A 20,971-nucleotide genomic window follows, 5' to 3' on the forward strand; every position below is an offset into this window, starting at 1 on the left:
ACCTCCGGTCCGGGACCGTATCCGAACACGCGCGAAGGCCCCGCTCGGGCCCGACAGGAGGTGGTGCACGGCCGATCGCCGTGCACCACGTCCCGGTCGTCCGGGCGGAGCCCCGCGCGACGGGCTCTCGACTATCTCCTCTCGCGCGTCGCAGAGGTGTAGATGAGAGTGAGAACCACCGCGACGGCGATGGAGATGATCCAGCGGATCCAGTCGATGCCGGAGGTGTCCTCGTTGCCTTCGGACGAGATCATGCCCCAGATCCAGTAGCCGATCAGCGCGCCGATGATGCCGATGATGATCGTGATGATCATGCCCATCGCCTGCTTACCCGGGATCACCAACCGGGCGAGGATGCCGATGACTGCGCCGAAGATGATGGTGCCGATGATTTGTCCCATGGTGAGCCTCTCTGTTCGGCGCCGCACCTGCGGGCGGCGCAACCTCGACGACCATGTACCTCCTCAGTGTCGATCATGAACGGCGCACGCGGAGGCCGAATCGACGTCCCTTCCGGGTGAATTTCCTTCTCCGGCAGGCCGGGATCTCACCGGACCCCGTCTGCTCCGGCCGCCTCGAGCAGCGCGATCGCCTGCTCGCGCATCTCCACCTTGCGGACCTTTCCGGTCACCGTCATCGGGAACTCGTCGACCACGTGCACGTAACGCGGGATCTTGTAGTGGGCGAGTTTCCCGGTGCAGAACGCCCGGAGCGACTCGGCGTCGAGCGGCGCCGCGCCCTCGCGCATCCGGATCCACGCCATCAGTTCCTCGCCGTACTTCGTGTCGGGCACGCCGACCACCTGGGCGTCGAGGATGTCCGGGTGGGTGTAGAGGAATTCCTCGATCTCGCGGGGGTAGATGTTCTCCCCACCCCGGATGACCATGTCCTTGATCCGGCCCGTCACCGAGACGTACCCGTCCTCGTCCATGACTCCGATGTCGCCGGTGTGCATCCATCGGGCCGCGTCGATCGCCTCGGCGGTCTTGTCGGGCTGATCCCAGTAGCCGAGCATCATCGAGTAACCGCGGGTGCACAGTTCGCCGGGTTCGCCGCGCGGCACCGTCAGTCCGGTGACGGGGTCGACGACCTTGACCTCGAGATGCGGGCCGACACGACCGACGGTGCTCACGCGCCGCTCGATGCTGTCGTCGCTGCGGGTCTGCGTCGAGACCGGGGAGGTCTCGGTCATGCCGTAGCAGATGGACACCTCGCTCATGCCCATCCGGTCGATGACCTGCTTCATCACCTCCACCGGGCACGGTGATCCCGCCATGATGCCGGTGCGCAGGCTCGACAGGTCGTAGTTGTCGAATCCCGGGTCGGCCAGTTCGGCGATGAACATCGTCGGCACGCCGTACAGCGACGTGCACTTCTCCTCGGCGACGGCGCTCAGCGTCGCGGTGGGATCGAAGCCCGGCGCCGGCAGCACGATGGTCGCGCCGTGGCTCGTGCACGCGAGATTGCCCATCGTCATCCCGAAGCAGTGGTACAGCGGGACGGGGATGCAGACCCGGTCGCGTTCGGTGTAGTGGCACAGCTCGCCGACGAAGAAACCGTTGTTGAGCACGTTGTGGTGACTGAGGGTGGCGCCCTTGGGGAAACCGGTGGTGCCCGAGGTGTACTGGATGTTGATCGGATCGTCGGGCGACAACGAGGCCTGGGCCGCGTCGAGCGGTGCCCGGTCCTCGGTGAGCGCGGCGCGGCCGGAGTCGACGAGTTCGTCCCACCGCGGCGAGTCGAGCAGGACGACGTCCTCGAGGTCGGGACAGTTGGGCCGCACGGTCTCGATCATCTGCGCGTAGTCGGAGGTCTTGAACGTCGGGGCGGACACCAGCATCCGCACACCGGCCTGCTCGAGGACGTACTGCAGCTCGTGCGAGCGGTAGGCGGGGTTGATGTTGACGAGGATCGCTCCGATCTTCGCGGTCGCGTACTGCACGAGCACCCACTGCCAGCAGTTGGGTGCCCAGATGCCGACGCGGTCGCCCTTGGTGATGCCCGCCCGCAGCATACCGAGCGCGAGCGTGTCGACGTCCGCGACGAATTCGCTGTAGCTCCAGCGCTTTCCGGCGGCGGAATCGACGAGCGCCTCACGGTCGCCGAAGCGGGCGGCGGTGCGGTCGAGGTTGTCGCCGATGGTGTCGCCGAGCAGCGGGACGTCCCAGGCACCCTGGGCGTAGCTGGGCAGACGGTCGACGTCGAGGCCGGACATCGCATTCTCCTTCACGAGACGGGGATACGGCTGCGGTGGCGGTCGTCGGGCTGCTGCCGGACGACCGCCACCGGGGGTGGATCGGGGTGGAACGGATCCACCGGGTGTGGATCGGTGCGCGACGGATCCGCCTACTGCGGATCAGAGAGCCCGGTCGCGGGTCTCCACGAGCGCGGCGGTGCAGACCAGGCTCACGAGGCCGATCGCGGCCAGCATGATCCCGATCGCGATACCGCCGTAGGAGGCGGCGAGCGGTGCGGCGATCATCGGCGGGATGGCGCCGCCGAGGACACCGGCGAAGTTGTAGCCCAGACCGGCACCGGTGTAGCGGTAGCGGGTCGCGAACATCTCGGGCAGCAGTGCTCCGCACGGTCCGTAGGCGATACCGAAGATCGCGAGGGTGATCATCATCCCGAGCACGAACGCGATCGGTGAGCCGGTGTCGAGGAGCGGGAACAACACCAGTGCCCAGACCACGGAGAAGGCGCACGAGACCATGATGACCTTCTTGCGCCCGAAGCGGTCGGAATACAGCGCGGACAGCACGATCGCGAGACCGAAGACGAGCGACGAGGCGATGCCCACCATCAGGACGAACGGCCGATCGAATCCCAGCTTGGAGGTCGCGTAGCTGGTCAGGTAGGCCGTGCCCATGTAGAAGAAGGCGAACATGATGGCCAGCGCGCCGCCGGCGAGGAAGATCTCCTTGGCCTGGTAGCGCAACGCGTCGAGGAAGGGCAGCCGGCGCGGGGCCTCGATCTCGGCGGCCGGGGCGCTACGGCGGGCTTCCTGCTCCGCACGAAAGACAGGAGTCTCTTCGATGGCGAGGCGCATGTAGAGGCCGATGCCGACGAGAACGATGCTGAGCAGGAACGGGATCCGCCAACCGTAGTTCAGGAAGGCGTCGTTGGTGTCGCCGAGGGCGAGACCGGTGAACAGGAAGGTTCCGCTCGACAGGGCGAAGGCGATGGCGGGACCGAGCTGCGGGAACATCGCGTACAGACCGCGTTGACCCGGTGGCGCGTATTCGGCGGTGAGCAGGGTCGCGCCGGCCCACTCACCGCCCACTGCGAAGCCCTGGGCGAATCGCAACAGCACGAGGATGATCGGGGCGGCGACACCGATGGTCTCGGCGCCGGGCAGAAGGCCGATGAGCAGGGTGGAGATACCCATCAGCAGCAGCGTGGAGATCAGCGTCTTCTTGCGTCCGATGCGATCACCGAAGTGCCCGAACAGCATTGCGCCCACGGGGCGGGCGATGAAGGCGACGGCGAAGGTCGCGAAGGAGGCGACGGTACCCGCGGTCGATCCGAGCGCGGGGAAGAAGACCGTCGGGAAGACGAGCGCTGCGGCGGTGCCGTAGATGAAGAAGTCGTAGAACTCGATCGTCGTGCCCATGCAGCTGGCGACGGCGACGCGCCGGATGCCGGGCCCTTCCTTCGAGGGTCCCGCGTGGCGGGGTGTGGATGGATCGGGACGCGAACGTCCCACCGGTCCGGCGACGGGGGGTTCGGCAGCCCCCGGGGTCGACACACTGGTCACGTGAGTCCTCCGTTGTCCGTTCGAACCGCGGGCGTGATCGCCTCGGCGGATGAACGAAAACGTAGTGATGCCGGTCACCCCCTCACCACCCCCGAAAGGGGGGTAGGGGTGACCGGCATCACATAGTGTACCGAACGAACGAAATTGTCAGCGGCCGGCGGCGCCCGCGATCTCTTGGCGCATCTCGCCCCACACGGAGGCGTAGGAGTCGATGTTGGCGGCCGTGGCCCACGCCAGCGAGCCGCCCTTGATCTTCTCCAGGGCCTCGGCGAACAGGTCCTGGTAGCGCGACAGGCGCGGCACGAACGCCGACACGTCGTCGAACAGACTCTGTGCCCGGCGGTCGAGGTCGATGAGGCCGTCGACGAATCCGTCGGCGTCCGCGTTCTCGAGGAGCGTGTTCAGCTCTTCGTCGAGCGGGAGGAACTGGTCGTAGAGCTCCGAGATCGAATCCTCGTCGATGGAGACCCGCTCGGCGTCGAGCTGATCGTTCAGCTCGGAGACACCCTTGTCGCTGAGACTGATTCCGCCGTCGTTCTCCGACGCCTTGCCCTGCTCGAGGAGTGCGGCCACTGCGGCCTGGCCGGCCGCCACCGACACCCCGAGGTGCGCGGCGAGCACCTCGGCCGTGACCTGCTTCTTCAGACGCACCGTCTGCAGCAGTGCCAGTTCGTCCACGTTGCCTGCGAAGGCCATGCCCACTCCTCGTCGCACCCGCCGGGCGCCCACGTCGTCGTCCGGAATCCGGACGGATTCCGTCCCGATTCTGACGCACACCGGCAACCGGCAGGTGAGTCACCCTCCTCCCGATGGGATCACGCAGATGCGATCACGGGGACAGGCCGGGCACCGGGCACGCGTCGGCGGCCTCGGCGACCACGGTGGGCACATCGGACACGGCGGGCTCCACGCCGGCCTCCCGGTCCCGCCCGGTGAGCGGCCGGTCGGCTTCCAGGAGGGCCAGTTCGTCGGGGGTGAATGCGCGCCCCCTGCTGAGGAACCGCACCCCCTCCGGACTTTCGAGACTGAACCCGGAGCCGCGTCCGGGCACCACGTCGAGGACGAGACAGGTGTGCTTCCACGCCTCGAACTGCGAACCGGAGATCCACACCGGCACGGCGTCGGCGCCGACCGGCGGATCGGAGCGGGTCTCCCCTTCCCCGAGACGCAGGTCGAGGACTCCGAGGAGCACGTCGCGGTCACCGACGACGAAATCGCCGTCGGGATAACACATCGGCGCGGAGCCGTCGCAGCATCCGCCGGACTGGTGCATCATGAGCGGTCCGTTGCGCTGCGCGAGACGGCGCAGCAGGGCGACGGCATCGACGGTCGCCACGATTCGCGGGACGGTCACAGGCCTGCCTTTCCGTTGGGGTGCACGATGTTCCGAGCGTATGGCAACGGCGCCTGCCACGTCGTGCGGACGTGACAGGCGCCGAAGTTCGGATCAGAAGAAGCCCTGTGCCTTGGGGGCGTAGGACACCAGGAGGTTCTTCGTCTGCTGGTAGTGGTCGAGCATCATGTGGTGGTTCTCGCGGCCGATGCCGGACTGCTTGTAACCACCGAAAGCCGCGTGCGCGGGGTACTGGTGGTAGGTGTTCGTCCACACCCGGCCGGCCTGGATGGCGCGACCGGCACGGTAGGCGACGCCACCGTCGCGGGACCACACACCGGCACCGAGACCGTAGAGGGTGTCGTTGGCGATCGAGATCGCATCGTCGAAATCGCTGAAGGACGTCACGGACACGACCGGGCCGAAGATCTCCTCCTGGAAGATGCGCATCTTGTTGTCGCCTTGGAAGATCGTCGGCTGCACGTAGTAGCCGCCCGAGAGGTCGCCGCCGAGATCGGCGCGCTCACCACCGGTGATGACCTTGGCACCCTCGCTCTTGCCGATCTCGATGTACGACAGGATCTTCTCGAGCTGGTCGTTCGAGGCCTGAGCGCCGATCATCGTGTCGGTGTCGAGCGGATCGCCCTGGCGGACGGCCTTGGTGCGGACCGCGGCGAGCGAGAGGAAGTCGTCGAAGATGTCCTGCTGGATCAGCGCACGCGACGGGCACGTGCACACCTCACCCTGGTTGAGGGCGAACATCGTGAAGCCTTCGAGCGCCTTGTCCTGGTAGTCGTCGTTCGCCGACAGCACGTCGGAGAAGAAGATGTTCGGGCTCTTGCCACCGAGTTCGAGGGTGACCGGGATCAGGTTCTGCGAGGCGTACTGCATGATCAGCCGGCCGGTGGTGGTCTCACCGGTGAACGCGATCTTGCGGATGCGCGGGCTCGACGCGAGCGGCTTGCCCGCCTCCACACCGAAACCGTTGACGATGTTGACCACGCCGGGCGGCAGCAGGTCGCCGATGATCGAGATCAGGTGCAGGATCGACGCCGGGGTCTGCTCGGCGGGCTTGAGGACCACCGCGTTGCCGGCGGCCAGGGCCGGCGCGAGCTTCCACACGGCCATGAGGATCGGGAAGTTCCACGGGATGATCTGGCCGACGACGCCGAGCGGCTCGTGGAAGTGGTAGGCGACCGTCTCGGAGTTGATCTCGGAGATCGAACCCTCCTGCGCGCGAATGGCTCCCGCGAAGTAGCGGAAGTGGTCGATCGCGAGCGGGATGTCGGCGTTGAGGGTCTCGCGGATGGGCTTGCCGTTGTCCCACGACTCGGCGAGGGCGATCGACTCGAGGTTCTCCTCGATGCGGTCGGCGATCTTGTTGAGGATCACCGCGCGTTCGGCGGGCGAGGTCTTCCCCCAGGCCGGTGCGGCGGCGTGGGCTGCGTCGAGCGCGAGTTCGATGTCCTCTTCGGTGCCGCGAGCGACCTCGGTGAACACCTGGCCGGTGACGGGGGTGACGTTCTCGAAGTACTCCCCCTTCACCGGCGGCACCCACTGGCCGCCGATCCAGTTGTCGTACCGGGACCGGAAGGACATGAGGGCGTCGGGCGAACCGGGACGGGCGTACACGGTCATGTGCATCTCCTGCAGCGTCGAGCGGTCGGTATGTGATCCGGAACACTACGAACGCGAGGGTTGCAACTACGTTGCGAGCTGCCTGTCCAATCGGGTCAATGTGGCATCGACCTGCGCGAAGCGGGGCGACCGAGGATCGATCGATGCCCGGTAGGCCGCCCAGGCGGTGATGTCCTCGCGACCGTGGACGGACGAGGTCCATTGCGCGAGCAGATGCTCCTCGCCGCAGCGCAACAGCGCCGCCCGCACGCCCGAGCGGAGTTCGTCGCGGATCTCCTCGATGCCCGGCGCCACCGATCCGGGCAGGATCTCCCCGGTACAGAGGCGGACCGCCGAGGCCACGTCGCCGCGGTCGAGTGCGCGACGCACGTCCGCGACATCGGTGTCGAGCGTGGTGAGCAGCCGGTAGGGCCGCGATCCGAGGTGTTCGGCCCCGAGCACCTTGCGCAGGCGCGACATCTCGGCGCGGATGGTCACCGAGTCGAGTTCGTTCTCGTCGAGCAGCATCGCGAGCCGGTCGGAGCTCAGGCCCTCGGGATGATCGGCGAGGATCAGCAGGATCTCGGCGTGCCGGCGGGACAGGCCGACGCGTTCGCCTCCGCGGTGCAGGGCGGGCCGCCCGGCGCCGATCGTCTCGATGCGCGGCGTCGCCGAGGGGAACAGCGGGCGGCCGCTCAAGGCATGCAACCGCAGTTCGGCCTCCGCCGCCGCGACCGTCGCGCGGACGAGTTGCAGGACCTCGGGCGCGGCGACCCGATGCCCACCGGTGATGTCGATGGCACCGAGGACCCGGCCGCTGGTGGGGTCGTGCACGGGAGCAGCCGAACAACTCCATTCGTGCACCGTGCGGTTGAAATGCTCGGCGCCGAAGATCTGCACCGAATGATCTACGGCGAGAGCCGTTCCCGGAGCGTTCGTGCCGACGCGGTCCTCGCTCCAGTCGGCCCCTTCGACGAAGCTCATCGACAGGGCGCGGTCGCGCGCGGCGTGATCGCCCTCGACCCACAGCAGCCGTCCCTGCCCGTCGGTGATGGCGACGAGCAGTCCGCTGTCGGCGGCGTCCTCGACGAGGAGCTTGCGCACCACCGGGCGGATCAGCGACATAGGGTGGCCGGCGCGGTACTCCTCGAGGTCGTGCCCGGAGAGCAGTGCGGGTTGTTCGACGACGTCGGGATCGATGCCGCGTTGCAGGCTCCGACTCCACGAGTCGCGGACCACCGAGCGCACCCCGTCGAGCCGATCCTTGCCGCGTGCGGAGACGAACGTGCCGTGCGCGCGCAGCACCGCACGTGCGTGCGCGGCCACGTCCGCTCCGGGGTCCAGTGCCACCCAGGGGTTAGTCGTCGCGATTCCACGATCCGTCATGTACCGGCGCCTCCTCCCCCGACACTGTAGTCGGGATCACACCGTGTGCGGCAGGGCATCCCTCGCGGTCGCGGCGACGCGGTGGGCGAGCATCACCGCGGTGGCATGGGGTCCACGGCTGGGGACCTGCGGAAACACCGAGGTGTCGACGACGCTCAACCCCTCGATCCCGCGCACGCGGCACCACTCGTCGACCACGGCGTGCTCGTCGTCGCCCATCCGGCACGTTCCGGACAGGTGCAGCGACGTTCCGAGCGTGCCGCCGCTCGCGTCCACGCTGCCGGCCTCGACGACGCCGGTGGTCGCGGCGAGGAGGTCGGCGGCGAGTCGGACACCCTCCTCCAGGGCTTGCCGGTCGGCCGGGTCGGTCAGGTATCGGTAGTCGAGCAGGGGTGGACGTCGCGGGTCGCGTTCGTCGAGCACGATGCGTCCGCGACTGCGTGGGCGCGTCAGGACGACGCCGAGCACCGGATCGGCGATGCCACTGCCGGGGATCGCCGCTCCGAATGCCGCGGTGTACGGGCGCAGTTCGAGGTTGCCGGTGTGCAGGACCGCCTCGAGCAGCACCGTGTGCGACGGGAGACCCGGGCGGAAGCGGTACGGGACGGTGAACTCCGGATGGTCGGAGAAGTTTCGACCCACCCCGGGAAGGTCGTGCAGCGGCACGATGCCGAGCCGTCGCAGCTCGTCGGCCGGTCCGATCCCGGAGAGCATCAGCAGCTGCGGGGACCTCACCGCGCCCGCGGCGACGATCACGTGTCCGGCCGAGATCGTGCGTGGTCCGTCGGGTCCGGCGATCTCGACGCCCGCCGCGCGACCGCCCGACATCACGATGCGCGTCGCGGTCGTCCCGCCGGCGATCGTCAGATTCGGCCGGTCCAGGACGGGCGCCAGGTACGCGAGGAACGGACCCACCCTCGTGCCGTCGCGGAGGTTCGACGGGACCGCACCCACCCCGTCGGGTCCGGGGGCGTTGAGGTCGGCGACCGGTGTGAATCCTGCGTCCTCGGCAGCGTCGACGAAGGCACGCGAGAGCGGATGCATCCGTTCACGCGGCACCCGGGCGACCGGTATCGGGCCGGAACTTCCGTGCAGGTCGCCGGGGACATCCGCGTCGGTCTCGACGGCCCGGAAGTACGGCAGTACCTGCTCGTACGACCACGAGGTGGGCCACGACGCGAAGTCGTCGGGTCGCGCACGCACGAAGTAGGCGCCGTTGACCGCGCCGGAGCCGCCGAGCACCCGGCCTCGCGTCACGGTCGCCTCGACATCCGGAGTCAGCCGTGCGGGAAAGTCTGCGGTCCACGGGCTCTCCGGACCCACCGGAAGGACGGCGGCATCACGGATCTCGCGCGGAACAGCGGATGCCGATCCGAACGCCGCGCCCTCCTCGAGCAGCAGCACGGTGCGGTCCGGATCGTCGCTGAGCCCGGCGGCGAGAACGCAGCCGCAGCTTCCGCCGCCGACGATCACCACATCGGCGTGCGCCGGGATCATGTCACTTCCGGATGTCGGGTACGAGCGCGGCCGCCGTGCGGGCGTCGAGCGCACCCTTCCACAGCCCCGCGCCGTAGGCGAGGTCGTCGAGTCGCTTGTAGAGCAGGTACCGGACGGGATCGAGACCGCCGCTCTCGCGGTGCGTCTTCCAGTCCCAGATACCTTCGGCCACAGCACAAGCCAGAACCGCTCGACGCACCCGGCGAGAGAACACCGCTGCGACGACCGTCACGGGCCAGTAGTGCCGGCACACCGCCGACGCCACCTGCCACAGTCCACCGGCGAATCCCTGGGCCGTGAGCATCCCGGCGATGCGGTCCGGCCGGTCGAGCTCGGAGAACATCCGTCGCAGCCGCACGAAGGTGGCCACCTGGGTCAGTACCGCTGCGATCACCCCGATGCGGGTGAAACTCGCGATCGCGACGCACGTGAGGAGCGTCCAGACAGACATCACCATCGGCGGGACGGAACCCGGATGCCGCTCGGCGAGCGGAGCCGCACCGGTTCCGTAGAAGGCCTTGCGTGTCAACCACGTCCGGAAACGGGTGCGGTGGTCGTGCGCGACCCGCGAGATGGGCTCGTACCGCAACCGCCACCCCGAGGTCTGCAGTCGCCGGCACAGATCGACGTCCTCGGCCACGTGCATCGTCTCGTCGAAACCGCCGCAGGAGACGAGCGCGTCGCGGCGCACGAGCACCGCCGCGCTCGGCACGTACGAGACGGGACCACCCGCGACCACGGCGGATTCCCGACTGCCGAGGTCGAGCGACGAACGTGCGTGCTCGTACTTCGCGAGCGCGCTGCTGTCGGGTTCGAGAGCGACGATGCGCGGCGCGACGAGAGCGACCGCGGGATCGGTGAAGTGCCCCAGCGATCGTTCGAGCCAGCCGAGTTGCGGGACCACGTCGGAATCGAGGAAAGCAACGAATTCCGTTGTCACCTGCTGCAATCCGGTGTTCCGGGCCGCTGCGGGACCGCGTGAGGTCTCGTGGCGGATCACCCGGACGCGACCGCGTTCCGGCGCCTCGACCGGCTTCTCGGAACCGTCGTCGACGACCACGACCTCGTGCCCTTCGACGGCGGCGAGCAAACGCGCGAGGCCGGACGGATTGTCCTTGACGGGGACGACCACGGTGACGGCGGAACTCGGCGGCAGCTTCGTCGGGCGTGGGTTCCCGATTCCCGAATCGAGCAGGCGGCGCGCGACCGCGGCGCTCTGCGCGTCGACGACCTCGACGAAGTCCTCGTCGATCATCGCTGCGGCGGCGGGTGCGAGCTTGAGCATGCGCGTAGGTGATCCTCCGACGAGGACGCGCCCTCCGGCGAAGCTGCGTACCCGTGCGTCGATGCGCACACCGAAACCGTCGGGGAGCCGGGTCGCCCGGGGCTGTGCCGCCTCCGGGGAGGTCGCCTGTGGAGTGATCGCCCGACTCACCGAAGCCTTCCTTCCGTTCCCGGATGCCACCGGGCGACCTGTGCGCTCGCCCGCTCGACCAGACTCGCGAACAGGTGCGCGCCGAGTTCTGCGGTGGCCTCGGTGGGGTCTCCCAGCACTCCGTTCGCGGACACCGAGACGATACCGGCTTCGCGCAGTCGTGGCATCAGTGCTCCGATCGGTTCCGTCGCTCCGACCGCGGCCCGTGTCATGTCGACCGCACCGGGGGCCAGGTGCAGCAGCAGACTCGTCTCGGTGACACCGGCATGAGCGTCGGATCCGGGCACCGCGCACGGAAGCCAGGCAGCGTCGCGGCCCTCGTATCGCAGGAGGCTCACCGCCTCGATCAGCGGATAGGCGTTGCCGCCGTGTCCGTTGACGAAGACGACCCGCTTCGCCCATCGGCACACCGACCTGCCGTATTCGACGATCAGAGCCTTCGTCACCTCGGCCCCGATCGAGACGGTTCCGGCGAAACCTTCGTGTTCGCCGCTCGCTCCGTAGGGCACGGGCGGGGCGAGGACCACCTCGGGCAGCGCCGCGGCGACAGCAGCCGCGATCCGGGTGTCGGTGTCGAGGGGAAGGTGCGGGCCGTGCTGTTCGAGCGCACCGATCGGGACGGCCACCGTCACCCGGTCGGGTTCGATGTCCGTCCAACAGGCGTCGGCGAGCTCCCGCATCACCGCTCCGATGCTAAGGGTTTCGCGGGCGTGCACGAAACCCGGAGGTCCCGGTAGGTACACCCGGACGCCGAGGTCCGGTCGGTACGCTTTCCCGGTGCTGATCGAACCTCGTCCGCTGGACGATCCGGACGTGCAGGACCTCATCGGCGAGGTCCAGCTCGAGTACGTGCGGAGGTACGGCGGACCCGACGACACGGAACTGGCGCCGCACGAATTCGAACCGCCGCGCGGGGTGTTCCTCCTCGCGGTGGCCGACGGGATTCCGGCCGGGATCGGCGGCTGGCGCACACCGGAGCATTCGCATCGAGGGGTGCGCGACGACGATGCCGAGATCAAGCGGATGTACGTGCGGGCGAGCATGCGGCGTCGTGGTGTCGCCGCGCGGGTGCTGGGTGCCCTGGAGCGGACGGCGACCGATGCCGGTCGCCGGCGCATGATTCTCGAGACGGGCAGCGAGCAACCCGAGGCGATCGCGCTGTACGCGAAGGCCGGGTATGTGCCGATGACCGAGCGCTTCGGGCTCTACGCGGACTCACCGACGGCGATGTACTACTGCAAGGAACTGCCCCCGATCCGTCCGGCGGCCGACGACGATCTGCCGGTGCTGCAGGAGATCGAACGCGCGGCGGGCAAGCCCTTCGCCGAGATCGGGATGGCCTTCGTCGCCGACGACGACCCTCCGTCCATCGAGGAACTGCGCGCCCACCGGGACGCAGGTCGCTGCTGGGCGTGGTTCGACGAGCAGGGACGAGCGGTCGCGTATCTCGTGGCCGACATCGTCGACGACGACATCCACATCGAGCAGGTGTCGGTGCATCCCGACCACGCGCGTCGCGGGATCGGACGCGAGCTGATCGAGCACGTCGCGGGGTGGGCTCGGGACGCCGGGTTCGGGTCGCTGACGCTGACCACCTACCGCGACGTGCCCTGGAACGGCCCGTATTACGCGCGTCTCGGTTTCCGCACCGTCCCGGACGATGCCCTCTCCCCCGGTCTCACCCGGATCCGCGTGGAGGAACGGAAGAACGGTCTCGACCGGTGGCCGCGGATCGTCATGCGTCGCGCGACGACTCCGGAACGGTAGGCGGCCTTTTCAGGAGTCGCGAGGCGGGGAGGTGAGAGCAGGCAGGACGGCGGCGACGACCGAGCCGGCGAAATCGGCCATCGGTTCCTGCGGGTGCTCGGGCCCGTAGAACTGTTCGAGGAAGGCCCGTAGGTAGCAGGCTCCTGCGATGGACGACGCGGCCCCGCCGATCGGCGCGTCGGCGACGACTGCGCCGGCGCGATGGTCCTCGCCGTCGTGTACGCCGCGGCGGCGGGACCGATCCGCGACGCACTGAACGTGAGTGCGGCAACGATCCTGATCACGGCCGGCCTGCTGTTCCTGAGCGGTCCGGCGGAGTGCGCGTTCGCGCTCCGCAGTGCCGCTCCGTCGCACACCAAGTACCTGATCGCCTACGACACCGGATGGATTCTCGCCACCTTGGTTGCAGTCGTGCCGATGTCGTCAGGGGGCGGCTTCTGGTTCGGATACCAGGCGATCGCGTCGGCCCTTCTCACCGTCGCGTTCGCGACCGGGGCCGTGCGCACCGAGAACCGCGGACACTGACCGATCTCCCTCGGTGATCGCGGCGTACAGGCGGCGTGGCGTCACCGCGTCGCCCACGCGGATCACTCTCGTGCCCGGTCCGGTGAGTTCCCGCCACAGTTCGTCGACGGGCTCCTGATGGGTGGCGACGACGACCGCGTCCACCGTGAGCGTCGTCTGCTCACCGGTCGCGTGGTGGACCAGGGCGACCTCGGCGCCGCCCGGCAGGTCCACGACACCGCCGACGGCGACGCCGGCGAGTCGCTCGATCCGCTTGTCGTGGGCGCGGTGCAGCCAGCCGTCGAGCTCGAGCGTCAGACCGAGGTCCTGGCCCACGAGCATCCCCGGCGTACACACCGTCACCGCACATCCCCGGTCCGCCAGCAGTTCGGCGACCGACGTCGCCTGGTGGAAACCGAGATCGTCGACGACGAGGACCCGGCCGGAGGGTGCAGTGCGACCGGTGAGCACATCGCGCACATCGCTCACCCGTGCGGACGATCCCGCCCAGGCGGGCCGGTGCGGGCGCGCGCCCGTCGCGACGACCACGACGTCGGGCGCGAGCGCGTGCAGTGTCGCGGCATCGGCGGTCACACCGGTGCGGATGTCCACTCCCCTGCGGCGGCACTCGGCGTCGAGGTGGGTCACCGCACCGAGCAGTTCGGCACGGTGCGGGGCTGCGGCCGCCTCACGGATCTGACCGCCGGTACACCGGTTCCGTTCGAGCAGCGTGACCGAATGCCCCTGCCCGGCAGCCGTCACCGCCGCCTGCAGACCCGCGGGTCCGCCGCCGACGACAACGACCCGATGCGGTACGGCGGTCGCGGCGGGAGCGTCGGATTCGTACCCGGCATGGGAATTGACCGCGCACGCGATGGGACGGTTGAGCCCGACCCGTCCGATGCATTCCTGGTTGCAGCCGATGCACGGCCGTATCTCGTCGTCGCGGCCGGAGAGGGTCTTGTTCGCGAAGTCCGGGTCGGCGATCTGCGCACGCACGGCGCCGACCAGATCGCACACTCCGTCTGCGAGCGCGGCACCGATCTGTTCAGGTCGGGTGAAGCGCCCGACCCCGACGACCGGCAGCGACACCGCTGCCCGGATCGCGTCGGGGACGAACAGCGAATAACCGTGCGGGGTGGACATCGGGGCTTCGACCAGATGCAACGTCTCGGTCGCGACACCCACGGACGTGTTGAGGTAGTCGACGTCACCGCTCGCCTCGAGCATCTGCGCGACCTGCACGGCGTCGTCGATGCCGACACCGCCGGCGGTGCCGTCGTGACCCGTCAGCCGCACGCCCACGACACGGTCGCGTCCGACGGCCCGTCGCACAGCGGACACCACCTCGAGCAGCAGCCGGGCCCGCCCGGCGAGATCCCCGCCGTAGCGATCGGTGCGACGGTTCGTCGCGGGTGCGAGGAAGGCACGGAGGACGGATGCCTGGGAGCACTGGATCTCGACACCGTCGAAGCCGCCTTCGGCGCAGCGGCGGGCGACGTCCGCGTAGCCCCCGACGAGTTCGGCGATGTCGGATTCCGTCATCACGCGCGGGACCTCACGGAAGAGCGGGTCGGGTTCGGGACTCGGCGCCCACAACGGTTGCCCCGTGTACATCGAGGTGCCCTGGGCGCCGTTGTGGTTGAGCTGCGCGAGGATCCGCGTGCCGTGCCGGTGGATCGCGTCGGTGAGGCGACGGTAACCGGTGATCACGTCCGGGTCCCAGCCCCGGATCAGTTTCTCGTAGGGCCGGTCCGAGGGGTGCACGGTGTGCTCCTCGGTGACGATCATCGACGCGCCGCCGCGTGCTCGGGCTTCGTAGTACGCGATGTGCCGGTCGGTGACGGTGCCGTCGACCGAGAAGTTGGTCAGGTGCGCCGGGAAGACGATGCGGTTGCGCAGGGTGACCGGACCGATCCGCAACGACGCGTGCGGAACGGTGCCGGTCGCCGTGCGCGTCACCGTCAGACCTTCGAGTTGCCCTGGTCGATGGCCATCTGGCTGCCGGTGATCGTGGAGGCCCGATCGCTCGCGAGGAACAACACGGTCTCGGAGATGTCGTCGGGGTCGGCCGCGGGCTTCTCGGTGAGGATGGGGACGAAGTTCGGTCCCCACGACGGGTTCTTCTCGAACAGCTTCAGGACGCTGACGTCGGTGCCCATCGGGGTGTTCACGCCGTAGGGGTGGATGGAGTTGACCCGGATGCGGTACGGGCCGAGTTCCTTCGCCGCGGCCTGCGTGATACCGACGAGGCCGAATTTCGCTGCTGCGTAGTTGATCTGGCCCGGCATCGCCTTGAGGCCCGCCACCGAGCTGACGACGATGATCGATCCGCCGTTGCCGGCCTCGATCATCGCGGGGGCGGCGGCCTTGAGGGTCTTGAAGACACCGGTGAGGTTGATGTCGATCAGCTCTTCGAACTGGTCGTCGGGCATCTCCCAGAAGCGGTTCCAGCTGCAGATGCCGGCATTGGCGACCACCACGTCGAGGCGCCCGAACTGGGCGACGCCCTCGTCGACGACGGCCTTCAGTGCGGCACTGTCGCGCACGTCCGCGACACGGGCGAGGATCTTCCCGCCGGCCTCCTCCACGAGGCGGACCGTCTCGTGGAAGTCGTCCTCGGTGGCCTGCTCGTAGGTCACGTACTCCGAGACCGGGGCCGCAATGTCGACGCCGATGACGGACGCGCCCTCGCGCGCGAACCGGATGGCGTGGTTGCGGCCCTGCCCGCGTGCGATCCCGGTGATGAAGACGACCTTGCCGTCGAAATCTCCCATGTCGGCCCTTCCGTAGACCCGGATTAGAACGCGTTTCAGTGTGCCCCACGTTACAGCGCCGTGGCCACCCGGTATCCCTCTCGGACGGCCTCGCGCACGGTCCTCGGGGCCACGCGGTCGCCGATCGACCACGATCCAGGCCACTCGGACACTTCTGCCGGTAGCAGGGGTGCACAGTCGACCAGGACAGCGTCCGCGACCCGCGTGGATTCCCCGGACACCCGGTCGACGAGCACGACGCCGTCGTCATCGACCGAAGCGACCCGGCACCCGAGATGTCTCACCACGCCCGCCCGCTGCATGCGGACGTCGGAGGCGACGAGGTCCCCCGTCGGCGCGAGTCGTGATCCGGCGACCGGGTCACCCGTCGCATAGTGGACCTCCCCGCCGAGCTCCACGAGACGGTCGACGACGGCACCCGCCACCGGACCGCCCGTCGGATCCCACACGACCGTGGGGGACGTGGGCTGCCGGGTCCCCGAGAGCACCTCTGCGGCGGTCGCGTACCGCTCGGGCGCGGTCACCGGAAAGGAGGGCGGACGGGCAAGCCCGCCGGTGGCCTGCACAACCGCAGTGCCGGCGGCGAGCGCATCCGCGATGTCGGCGGCACTCGCTTCCGTGCCGGACCGGATGTCGACGCCCGACTCCCGGCACTGCTGTTCGAGCCAGTCGACGAGCGCAGCGAAGTCGGGTCGGCCCCCGCACGAGACGGCGGCGATCGTCCCACCGACCCGCTCGTCCGCCTCGACCAGGACGACACGGTGACCGCGCATCGCTGCCACGCGGGCAGCTTCCAGTCCGGCGGGCCCGGCACCCACCACGAGTACGTCGCGTGCGGAGGTCACCGGTTCGGGTGGGTCCCGTGTCTCGTCACCGGCCTCCGGGTTCGCGATGCACCCCACGACCGGATTGTGGAAGTCGTCGACGAGGCACGCCTGGTTGCAGCGCACGCAGGGACGCGGCCGACGACCGCGACGGGCAGCGAGGACGAGGTCGGGGTCGGCGATCTGCGCGCGGGTCATCTCGACCAGGTCACACGCGCTGTCGGAGAGAACCCGCTGCGCGTGGCCGGCGTCGACGATGCTGCCCTGCAGAGCGATCGGGACCGATCCGGAGACCTCGTCACGGATGCGGCGGCACAGGTCGTCGTTGAACCCGGCGGGGACATGTGCATCGGGCCGATACGACTCGGGTGAGAACAATCCACCGCGCACCACGGTGAGCAGGTCGACCGATGATGCGATCGCGCGGACGTATCCGGCGGCGATGTCGGGTGTGATGCCCGCCCACGGCGCGTTCTCGTCGCACGAGAGTCTCAGTGCAAGAATGCGATCCGAGCCGATTCGCACGCGAACGGCGGCAATCGCCTCACGCAGCAGCCGCAGGCGTTCGGTGCCGTATGCGTCGTCGCGACGGTTGGTCAGCCCGGAGAGGAACTGCCGCAGCAGCGAGGTCGGTCCGGCGTCGAGTTCCACTCCGTCGAGACCCGCTTCCGCGGCGACGACGGCAGCACGGGCGAAGGACTCGACCAGTTCGGCGATTTCACGCTCGGTCGCCTCGGCAGGCAGTTCGCGTGTCACCGGATCCGGCACGCGCGAGGGTGCCCACAGCGGTGCCCGGGTCCACGCGCTCGAACCCTGCAGGCCGCGATGACCGAGGCCGGCGAGCACGAGTGTGCCGTGCGGACGGCAGGCCTCGACGATCCGCCGGTAGCCGTCCCCGCAGTGCTCGGCCAGCGGCGCGCGTTCGTAGGGGTGGTCGGACGGGTGCACCGACGCCGTCTCCGTGACGACGATCCCGCACCCACCCCGCGCACGTCGCGCGTAGTACGCGACGTGACGGTCCGAGAATGCCCGGCCGTCACCGAGATCGGTGACGTGCGGACCGAAGATCACCCTCGACGGAGCGGTGCGTCCGGCGAGGGTGATCGGTTCGGTGAGCGCGGGGCTCATGTCGTCGGTTCGGTCAGATGCCGAGGTCGCGGCGGAAGCCGTCCGGCACGAAGACGTCGTCGGGGGTGAGCTCGTGGATCGAGTTCTTGCCCAGACCCATGAGGGCGGAACCGATTCCGCCGGACAGGATGTCGAGGACGTTCTCCACGCCCGCCTGACCGTTCGCGGCCAGACCCCACAGGTACGCACGGCCGATGAGCACGGCCCTGGCGCCGAGCGCGATCGCCTTGACGACGTCGCTGCCGCGGCGGATACCGCCGTCGAGCAGCACCTCGACGTCCTTGCCCACCGCTTCGGCGATCGCCGGCAGCGCCCGGATCGGCGCCGGGGTGCCGTCGAGATTGTTGCCACCGTGGTTGGACACCGAGATGGCGGTGACCCCGGCGTCGACGGCGCGCTTGGCGTCGTCGACGCGCATGACGCCCTTGAGCATGAACGGTGCATCGCCCCACTGCTCACGCAGCCACGCGACGTCCTCCCAGGTGGGCAGGGGCGTGGTCATCCACTCGCCGTAGGCGCCGAAGAAGGTCGGGGCCTGGCCGTCCGGCGGTGTGAGGTTGGGGGTGGTCAGATCCGGCACCCCGCCGGTCTTCGCCCATTCGAGCAGCCACTTGGGGCGGGTGATGCCCTCGGGGGCGAACTTGACCATCGCCTCGAGGTTCATCCGCTCCGGGATGGCGGGGCTGCCCCAGTCGCGACCGTTGGAGAACGACCAGTCCAGCGTCATGATCAGACCCTTCGCACCCGCGGCGCGGGCACGTTCCATGCGCTGGATCAGCGTGTCGCGGCTGCCGACCCAGTACATCTGGAAGAAGGTCTTGTCGTTGACCGCCGCGACCTCCTCGATGGACTTGCTCGCGAACGACGACAGACCCATCGCGGTGCCGCGGGCGGCGGCCGCGCGGGCCACGGCGACCTCACCGTCCGGGTGCACGGCCTGCACACCGGTCGGCGAGATCATCACGGGCAGGGACACATCCTGTCCCATGATGGTCGTGGCCATCTCCCGCTTGTCGGACAGTCCCGCGACGTGCGGGGCGAACCCGAGTTCGCGGAAGGCGGTGGTGTTGTCGTCGACCGTGATGCCGGCCTCGGACCCGGCGACGAGTGCGCCGTAGACGGACTTGGGCAGGCGCTTACGGGCGCGCTGCTGTGCGATTGCGACGGTCTCGAACCACGGGTCCTGGGCCCACGGATTCTTCAACCAGGAAGGCTTGGCCATCGTCGGTCGTCTCCTCGGAAGATCTAGAGCCCTGCGAGCGGATTCTCGTCGCAGAACTTGGCGGGGGGCTTGGTGAGCAGAGTCAGCGGTACCGGTGCGGCCGGGGTGCGCCGTTCGGCGCGCTTGCCGGTGCGCGAGTGGTCGACGCTCGACTGCGGCACGGTGCGCTCGGCTTCGAGCGCGGACTGCCCGTAGCCCTGCACGCATTCGGGATCGGGGCCGTCCATCGGCAGGCCGGTGAAGAACTTCGCGGCCATGCAACCGCCGCGGCACGCGTCGAAGAAGTTGCACGAGGCGCACGCACCGGCGGACTGCGGTTCGCGCAGTTCGCGGAACAGCTCGGAGTTCTTCCACACCGACGCGAAACCACCGTCGGTGAGGATGTTCCCGGCGTGGAAGTTCTCGTGGATCGCGAAGGGACACGCGTAGACGTCGCCGACCGGGTCGATCAGGCACACCACGCGTCCCGCGCCGCACAGGTTCAGTCCGGGCAGCGAGCCGCCGCCCTCGCCGCCGAAGGCGGACAGGTGGAAGAACGAGTCGCCGGTGAGCACGCCCTCGCCGTGGGCGACGAGCCAGTCGTAGAGCTGCCGTTGCTGCTCGTGGGTGGGATGCAGGTCGTCCCACACGTCCACGGCGCGGCCGGACGGGCGCAGTCGCGTGATGCGCAGGGTCGCGCCGTAACGGTCGGCGAGAGCCTTGAATTCGTCGAGCTGGTCGACGTTCTGGCGGGTGACGACGACGGAGATCTTCGCGTCGCGGAAACCGGCCTCGGACAGGTTCTCCAGCGCGCGCACGGCCATCGCGAACGAACCCGGCCCGCGCACGGCGTCGTTGACCTCGGCGGTGGCGCCGTCGAGGGAGATCTGCACGTCGACGTAGTCGGAGGCGGCCAGCCGGGCGGCGACCTTCTTGTCGATGCGCACACCGTTGGTCGAGAACTTCACGCCCACCTGGTGTTCGGTGGCGTAGTCGACGAGTTCCCAGAAGTCGGATCGCACGGTGGGTTCGCCGCCACCGATGTTGACGTAGAAGACCTGCATGCGTTGCAGCTCGTCGATGATCGCCTTGCACTGTTCGGTCGACAGTTCGCGTGGGTCGCGCTTGCCCGACGAGGACAGGCAGTGCACACACGAGAGGTTGCAGGCGTAGGTGAGTTCCCAGGTCAGGCAGATCGGGGCGTCGAGGCCCTTCTCGAACTGGTCGACGAGGCGGCCGACCTTCGGCGGGGCGGAGGTGGTGGGCGGTTCGAGCAGCGAGGTCATGGGCTGGTCCTTACAGACGTCAGGCAGGAACGATCATGTGCGAGTCGGCCAGGGTGCCCAGGGCGCGCACGTAGGGGCGCTCGGCACTCTCATCGATCCCGTGTGCTCGCAACGCTTCTCGCACCGACCCGTGGTCGCCGAGGGATCGGACGACGTCGACGATGACGGTGTTCTTCAGGAACGACAACTTGCGGGTGCCGAAGTGGTAGAGCAACGCCCCGAACGGCTCGGGGCGAAGCGCTACCTGCGGGTGGAGCCGCCAGCCGGCACCCGGATCGAACATCTCGGTGTCCATTGCTACGGGGGACACATCGGTGGCTCCGGGCGCGGTCATGTCAGTACACGCCGCACATGCCGTCGATGGAGACCTCTTCGACGAGGGACTCCTCGATCAGATCGGATTCGATCACGGCGTTGTCACGATCGGACATGTTTCCTCCTCGGTTTCTTCTCCTGGAT

At 68.9% G+C, this 20,971-nt stretch carries 19 protein-coding genes; 1 reads left to right on the top strand and 18 read right to left on the bottom strand.

Features of this window, described 5'->3' with window-relative positions; translation table 11 throughout:
- Positions 1-131: 131 nt before the first annotated feature.
- The 10 genes from U9J23_RS17375 to mftE form a co-directional block, all read right to left on the bottom strand.
- The gene (locus U9J23_RS17375; protein ID WP_059383259.1) at positions 132-401 is read right to left on the bottom strand and encodes a GlsB/YeaQ/YmgE family stress response membrane protein; all 270 of its coding nucleotides are present in this window, start codon (positions 399-401) and stop codon (positions 132-134) included.
- Between the two features lie 146 nt (positions 402-547).
- Positions 548-2,215, bottom strand: coding sequence for an AMP-binding protein (locus U9J23_RS17380; protein ID WP_272268539.1), 1,668 nt, complete (start codon positions 2,213-2,215; stop codon positions 548-550).
- A gap of 141 nt (positions 2,216-2,356) precedes the next feature.
- Positions 2,357-3,757, bottom strand: coding sequence for an MFS transporter (locus U9J23_RS17385; protein WP_059383260.1), 1,401 nt, complete (start codon positions 3,755-3,757; stop codon positions 2,357-2,359).
- A 147-nt stretch (positions 3,758-3,904) separates the two neighbouring features.
- A complete protein-coding gene (locus U9J23_RS17390) occupies positions 3,905-4,453 on the bottom strand; it encodes a hypothetical protein (protein WP_059383261.1) in 549 nt (182 codons plus the stop codon).
- A 133-nt stretch (positions 4,454-4,586) separates the two neighbouring features.
- Positions 4,587-5,111 carry a DUF779 domain-containing protein gene (locus U9J23_RS17395; RefSeq protein ID WP_085470284.1) on the bottom strand — a complete coding sequence of 175 codons (525 nt, stop codon included), beginning with the start codon at positions 5,109-5,111 and terminating at the stop codon, positions 4,587-4,589.
- A gap of 93 nt (positions 5,112-5,204) precedes the next feature.
- Complete coding sequence (gene adh, locus U9J23_RS17400) at positions 5,205-6,728, bottom strand: aldehyde dehydrogenase (protein ID WP_059383407.1); 1,524 nt, start codon at positions 6,726-6,728, stop codon at positions 5,205-5,207.
- Between the two features lie 66 nt (positions 6,729-6,794).
- The gene (locus U9J23_RS17405; RefSeq protein ID WP_059383263.1) at positions 6,795-8,093 is read right to left on the bottom strand and encodes a GAF domain-containing protein; all 1,299 of its coding nucleotides are present in this window, start codon (positions 8,091-8,093) and stop codon (positions 6,795-6,797) included.
- Positions 8,094-8,129: 36 nt separating this feature from the next.
- Complete coding sequence (mftG, locus tag U9J23_RS17410; RefSeq protein WP_085470285.1) at positions 8,130-9,590, bottom strand: mycofactocin dehydrogenase MftG; 1,461 nt, start codon at positions 9,588-9,590, stop codon at positions 8,130-8,132.
- A gap of 1 nt (position 9,591) precedes the next feature.
- Positions 9,592-11,025 (bottom strand): mycofactocin biosynthesis glycosyltransferase MftF, encoded by a 1,434-nt coding sequence (mftF, locus tag U9J23_RS17415; RefSeq protein ID WP_085470286.1) that lies wholly within the window; start codon positions 11,023-11,025, stop codon positions 9,592-9,594.
- A complete protein-coding gene (gene mftE, locus U9J23_RS17420; RefSeq protein WP_085470287.1) occupies positions 11,022-11,705 on the bottom strand; it encodes a mycofactocin biosynthesis peptidyl-dipeptidase MftE in 684 nt (227 codons plus the stop codon). Before mftE ends, mftF begins: the two co-directional genes overlap by 4 nt.
- A gap of 97 nt (positions 11,706-11,802) precedes the next feature.
- Here mftE and U9J23_RS17425 point away from each other — a divergent pair, with 97 nt between their 5' ends.
- Positions 11,803-12,792 (top strand): GNAT family N-acetyltransferase, encoded by a 990-nt coding sequence (locus U9J23_RS17425; protein ID WP_085470288.1) that lies wholly within the window; start codon positions 11,803-11,805, stop codon positions 12,790-12,792.
- Positions 12,793-12,801: 9 nt separating this feature from the next.
- Here U9J23_RS17425 and U9J23_RS17430 read toward each other — a convergent pair whose 3' ends face one another.
- From U9J23_RS17430 to mftA, 8 genes are all read right to left on the bottom strand, one after another.
- Positions 12,802-13,146, bottom strand: coding sequence for a hypothetical protein (locus tag U9J23_RS17430; protein WP_106199107.1), 345 nt, complete (start codon positions 13,144-13,146; stop codon positions 12,802-12,804).
- A 69-nt stretch (positions 13,147-13,215) separates the two neighbouring features.
- Positions 13,216-15,258 carry a mycofactocin system FadH/OYE family oxidoreductase 2 gene (locus U9J23_RS17435; RefSeq protein WP_226949866.1) on the bottom strand — a complete coding sequence of 681 codons (2,043 nt, stop codon included), beginning with the start codon at positions 15,256-15,258 and terminating at the stop codon, positions 13,216-13,218.
- 2 nt (positions 15,259-15,260) lie between these two features.
- Positions 15,261-16,073 carry a mycofactocin-coupled SDR family oxidoreductase gene (locus U9J23_RS17440; protein ID WP_024101647.1) on the bottom strand — a complete coding sequence of 271 codons (813 nt, stop codon included), beginning with the start codon at positions 16,071-16,073 and terminating at the stop codon, positions 15,261-15,263.
- A 50-nt stretch (positions 16,074-16,123) separates the two neighbouring features.
- Positions 16,124-18,025: a mycofactocin system FadH/OYE family oxidoreductase 1 gene (locus U9J23_RS17445; protein ID WP_085470290.1), complete on the bottom strand. Its 1,902-nt coding sequence runs from the start codon at positions 18,023-18,025 to the stop codon at positions 16,124-16,126.
- Positions 18,026-18,038: 13 nt separating this feature from the next.
- Positions 18,039-19,247 (bottom strand): pre-mycofactocin synthase MftD, encoded by a 1,209-nt coding sequence (mftD, locus tag U9J23_RS17450; RefSeq protein ID WP_059383269.1) that lies wholly within the window; start codon positions 19,245-19,247, stop codon positions 18,039-18,041.
- Positions 19,248-19,270: 23 nt separating this feature from the next.
- The gene (gene mftC, locus U9J23_RS17455; protein ID WP_059383270.1) at positions 19,271-20,512 is read right to left on the bottom strand and encodes a mycofactocin radical SAM maturase; all 1,242 of its coding nucleotides are present in this window, start codon (positions 20,510-20,512) and stop codon (positions 19,271-19,273) included.
- A gap of 19 nt (positions 20,513-20,531) precedes the next feature.
- The gene (gene mftB, locus U9J23_RS17460) at positions 20,532-20,846 is read right to left on the bottom strand and encodes a mycofactocin biosynthesis chaperone MftB (protein WP_370670861.1); all 315 of its coding nucleotides are present in this window, start codon (positions 20,844-20,846) and stop codon (positions 20,532-20,534) included.
- Between the two features lies 1 nt (position 20,847).
- The gene (mftA, locus tag U9J23_RS17465) at positions 20,848-20,943 is read right to left on the bottom strand and encodes a mycofactocin precursor MftA (RefSeq protein WP_006553546.1); all 96 of its coding nucleotides are present in this window, start codon (positions 20,941-20,943) and stop codon (positions 20,848-20,850) included.
- Positions 20,944-20,971: the final 28 nt, after the last annotated feature.

Origin of the sequence: Rhodococcus sp. PD04 (assembly GCF_035918275.1) — a bacterium.
Lineage (GTDB): Bacteria > Actinomycetota > Actinomycetes > Mycobacteriales > Mycobacteriaceae > Rhodococcus > Rhodococcus rhodochrous.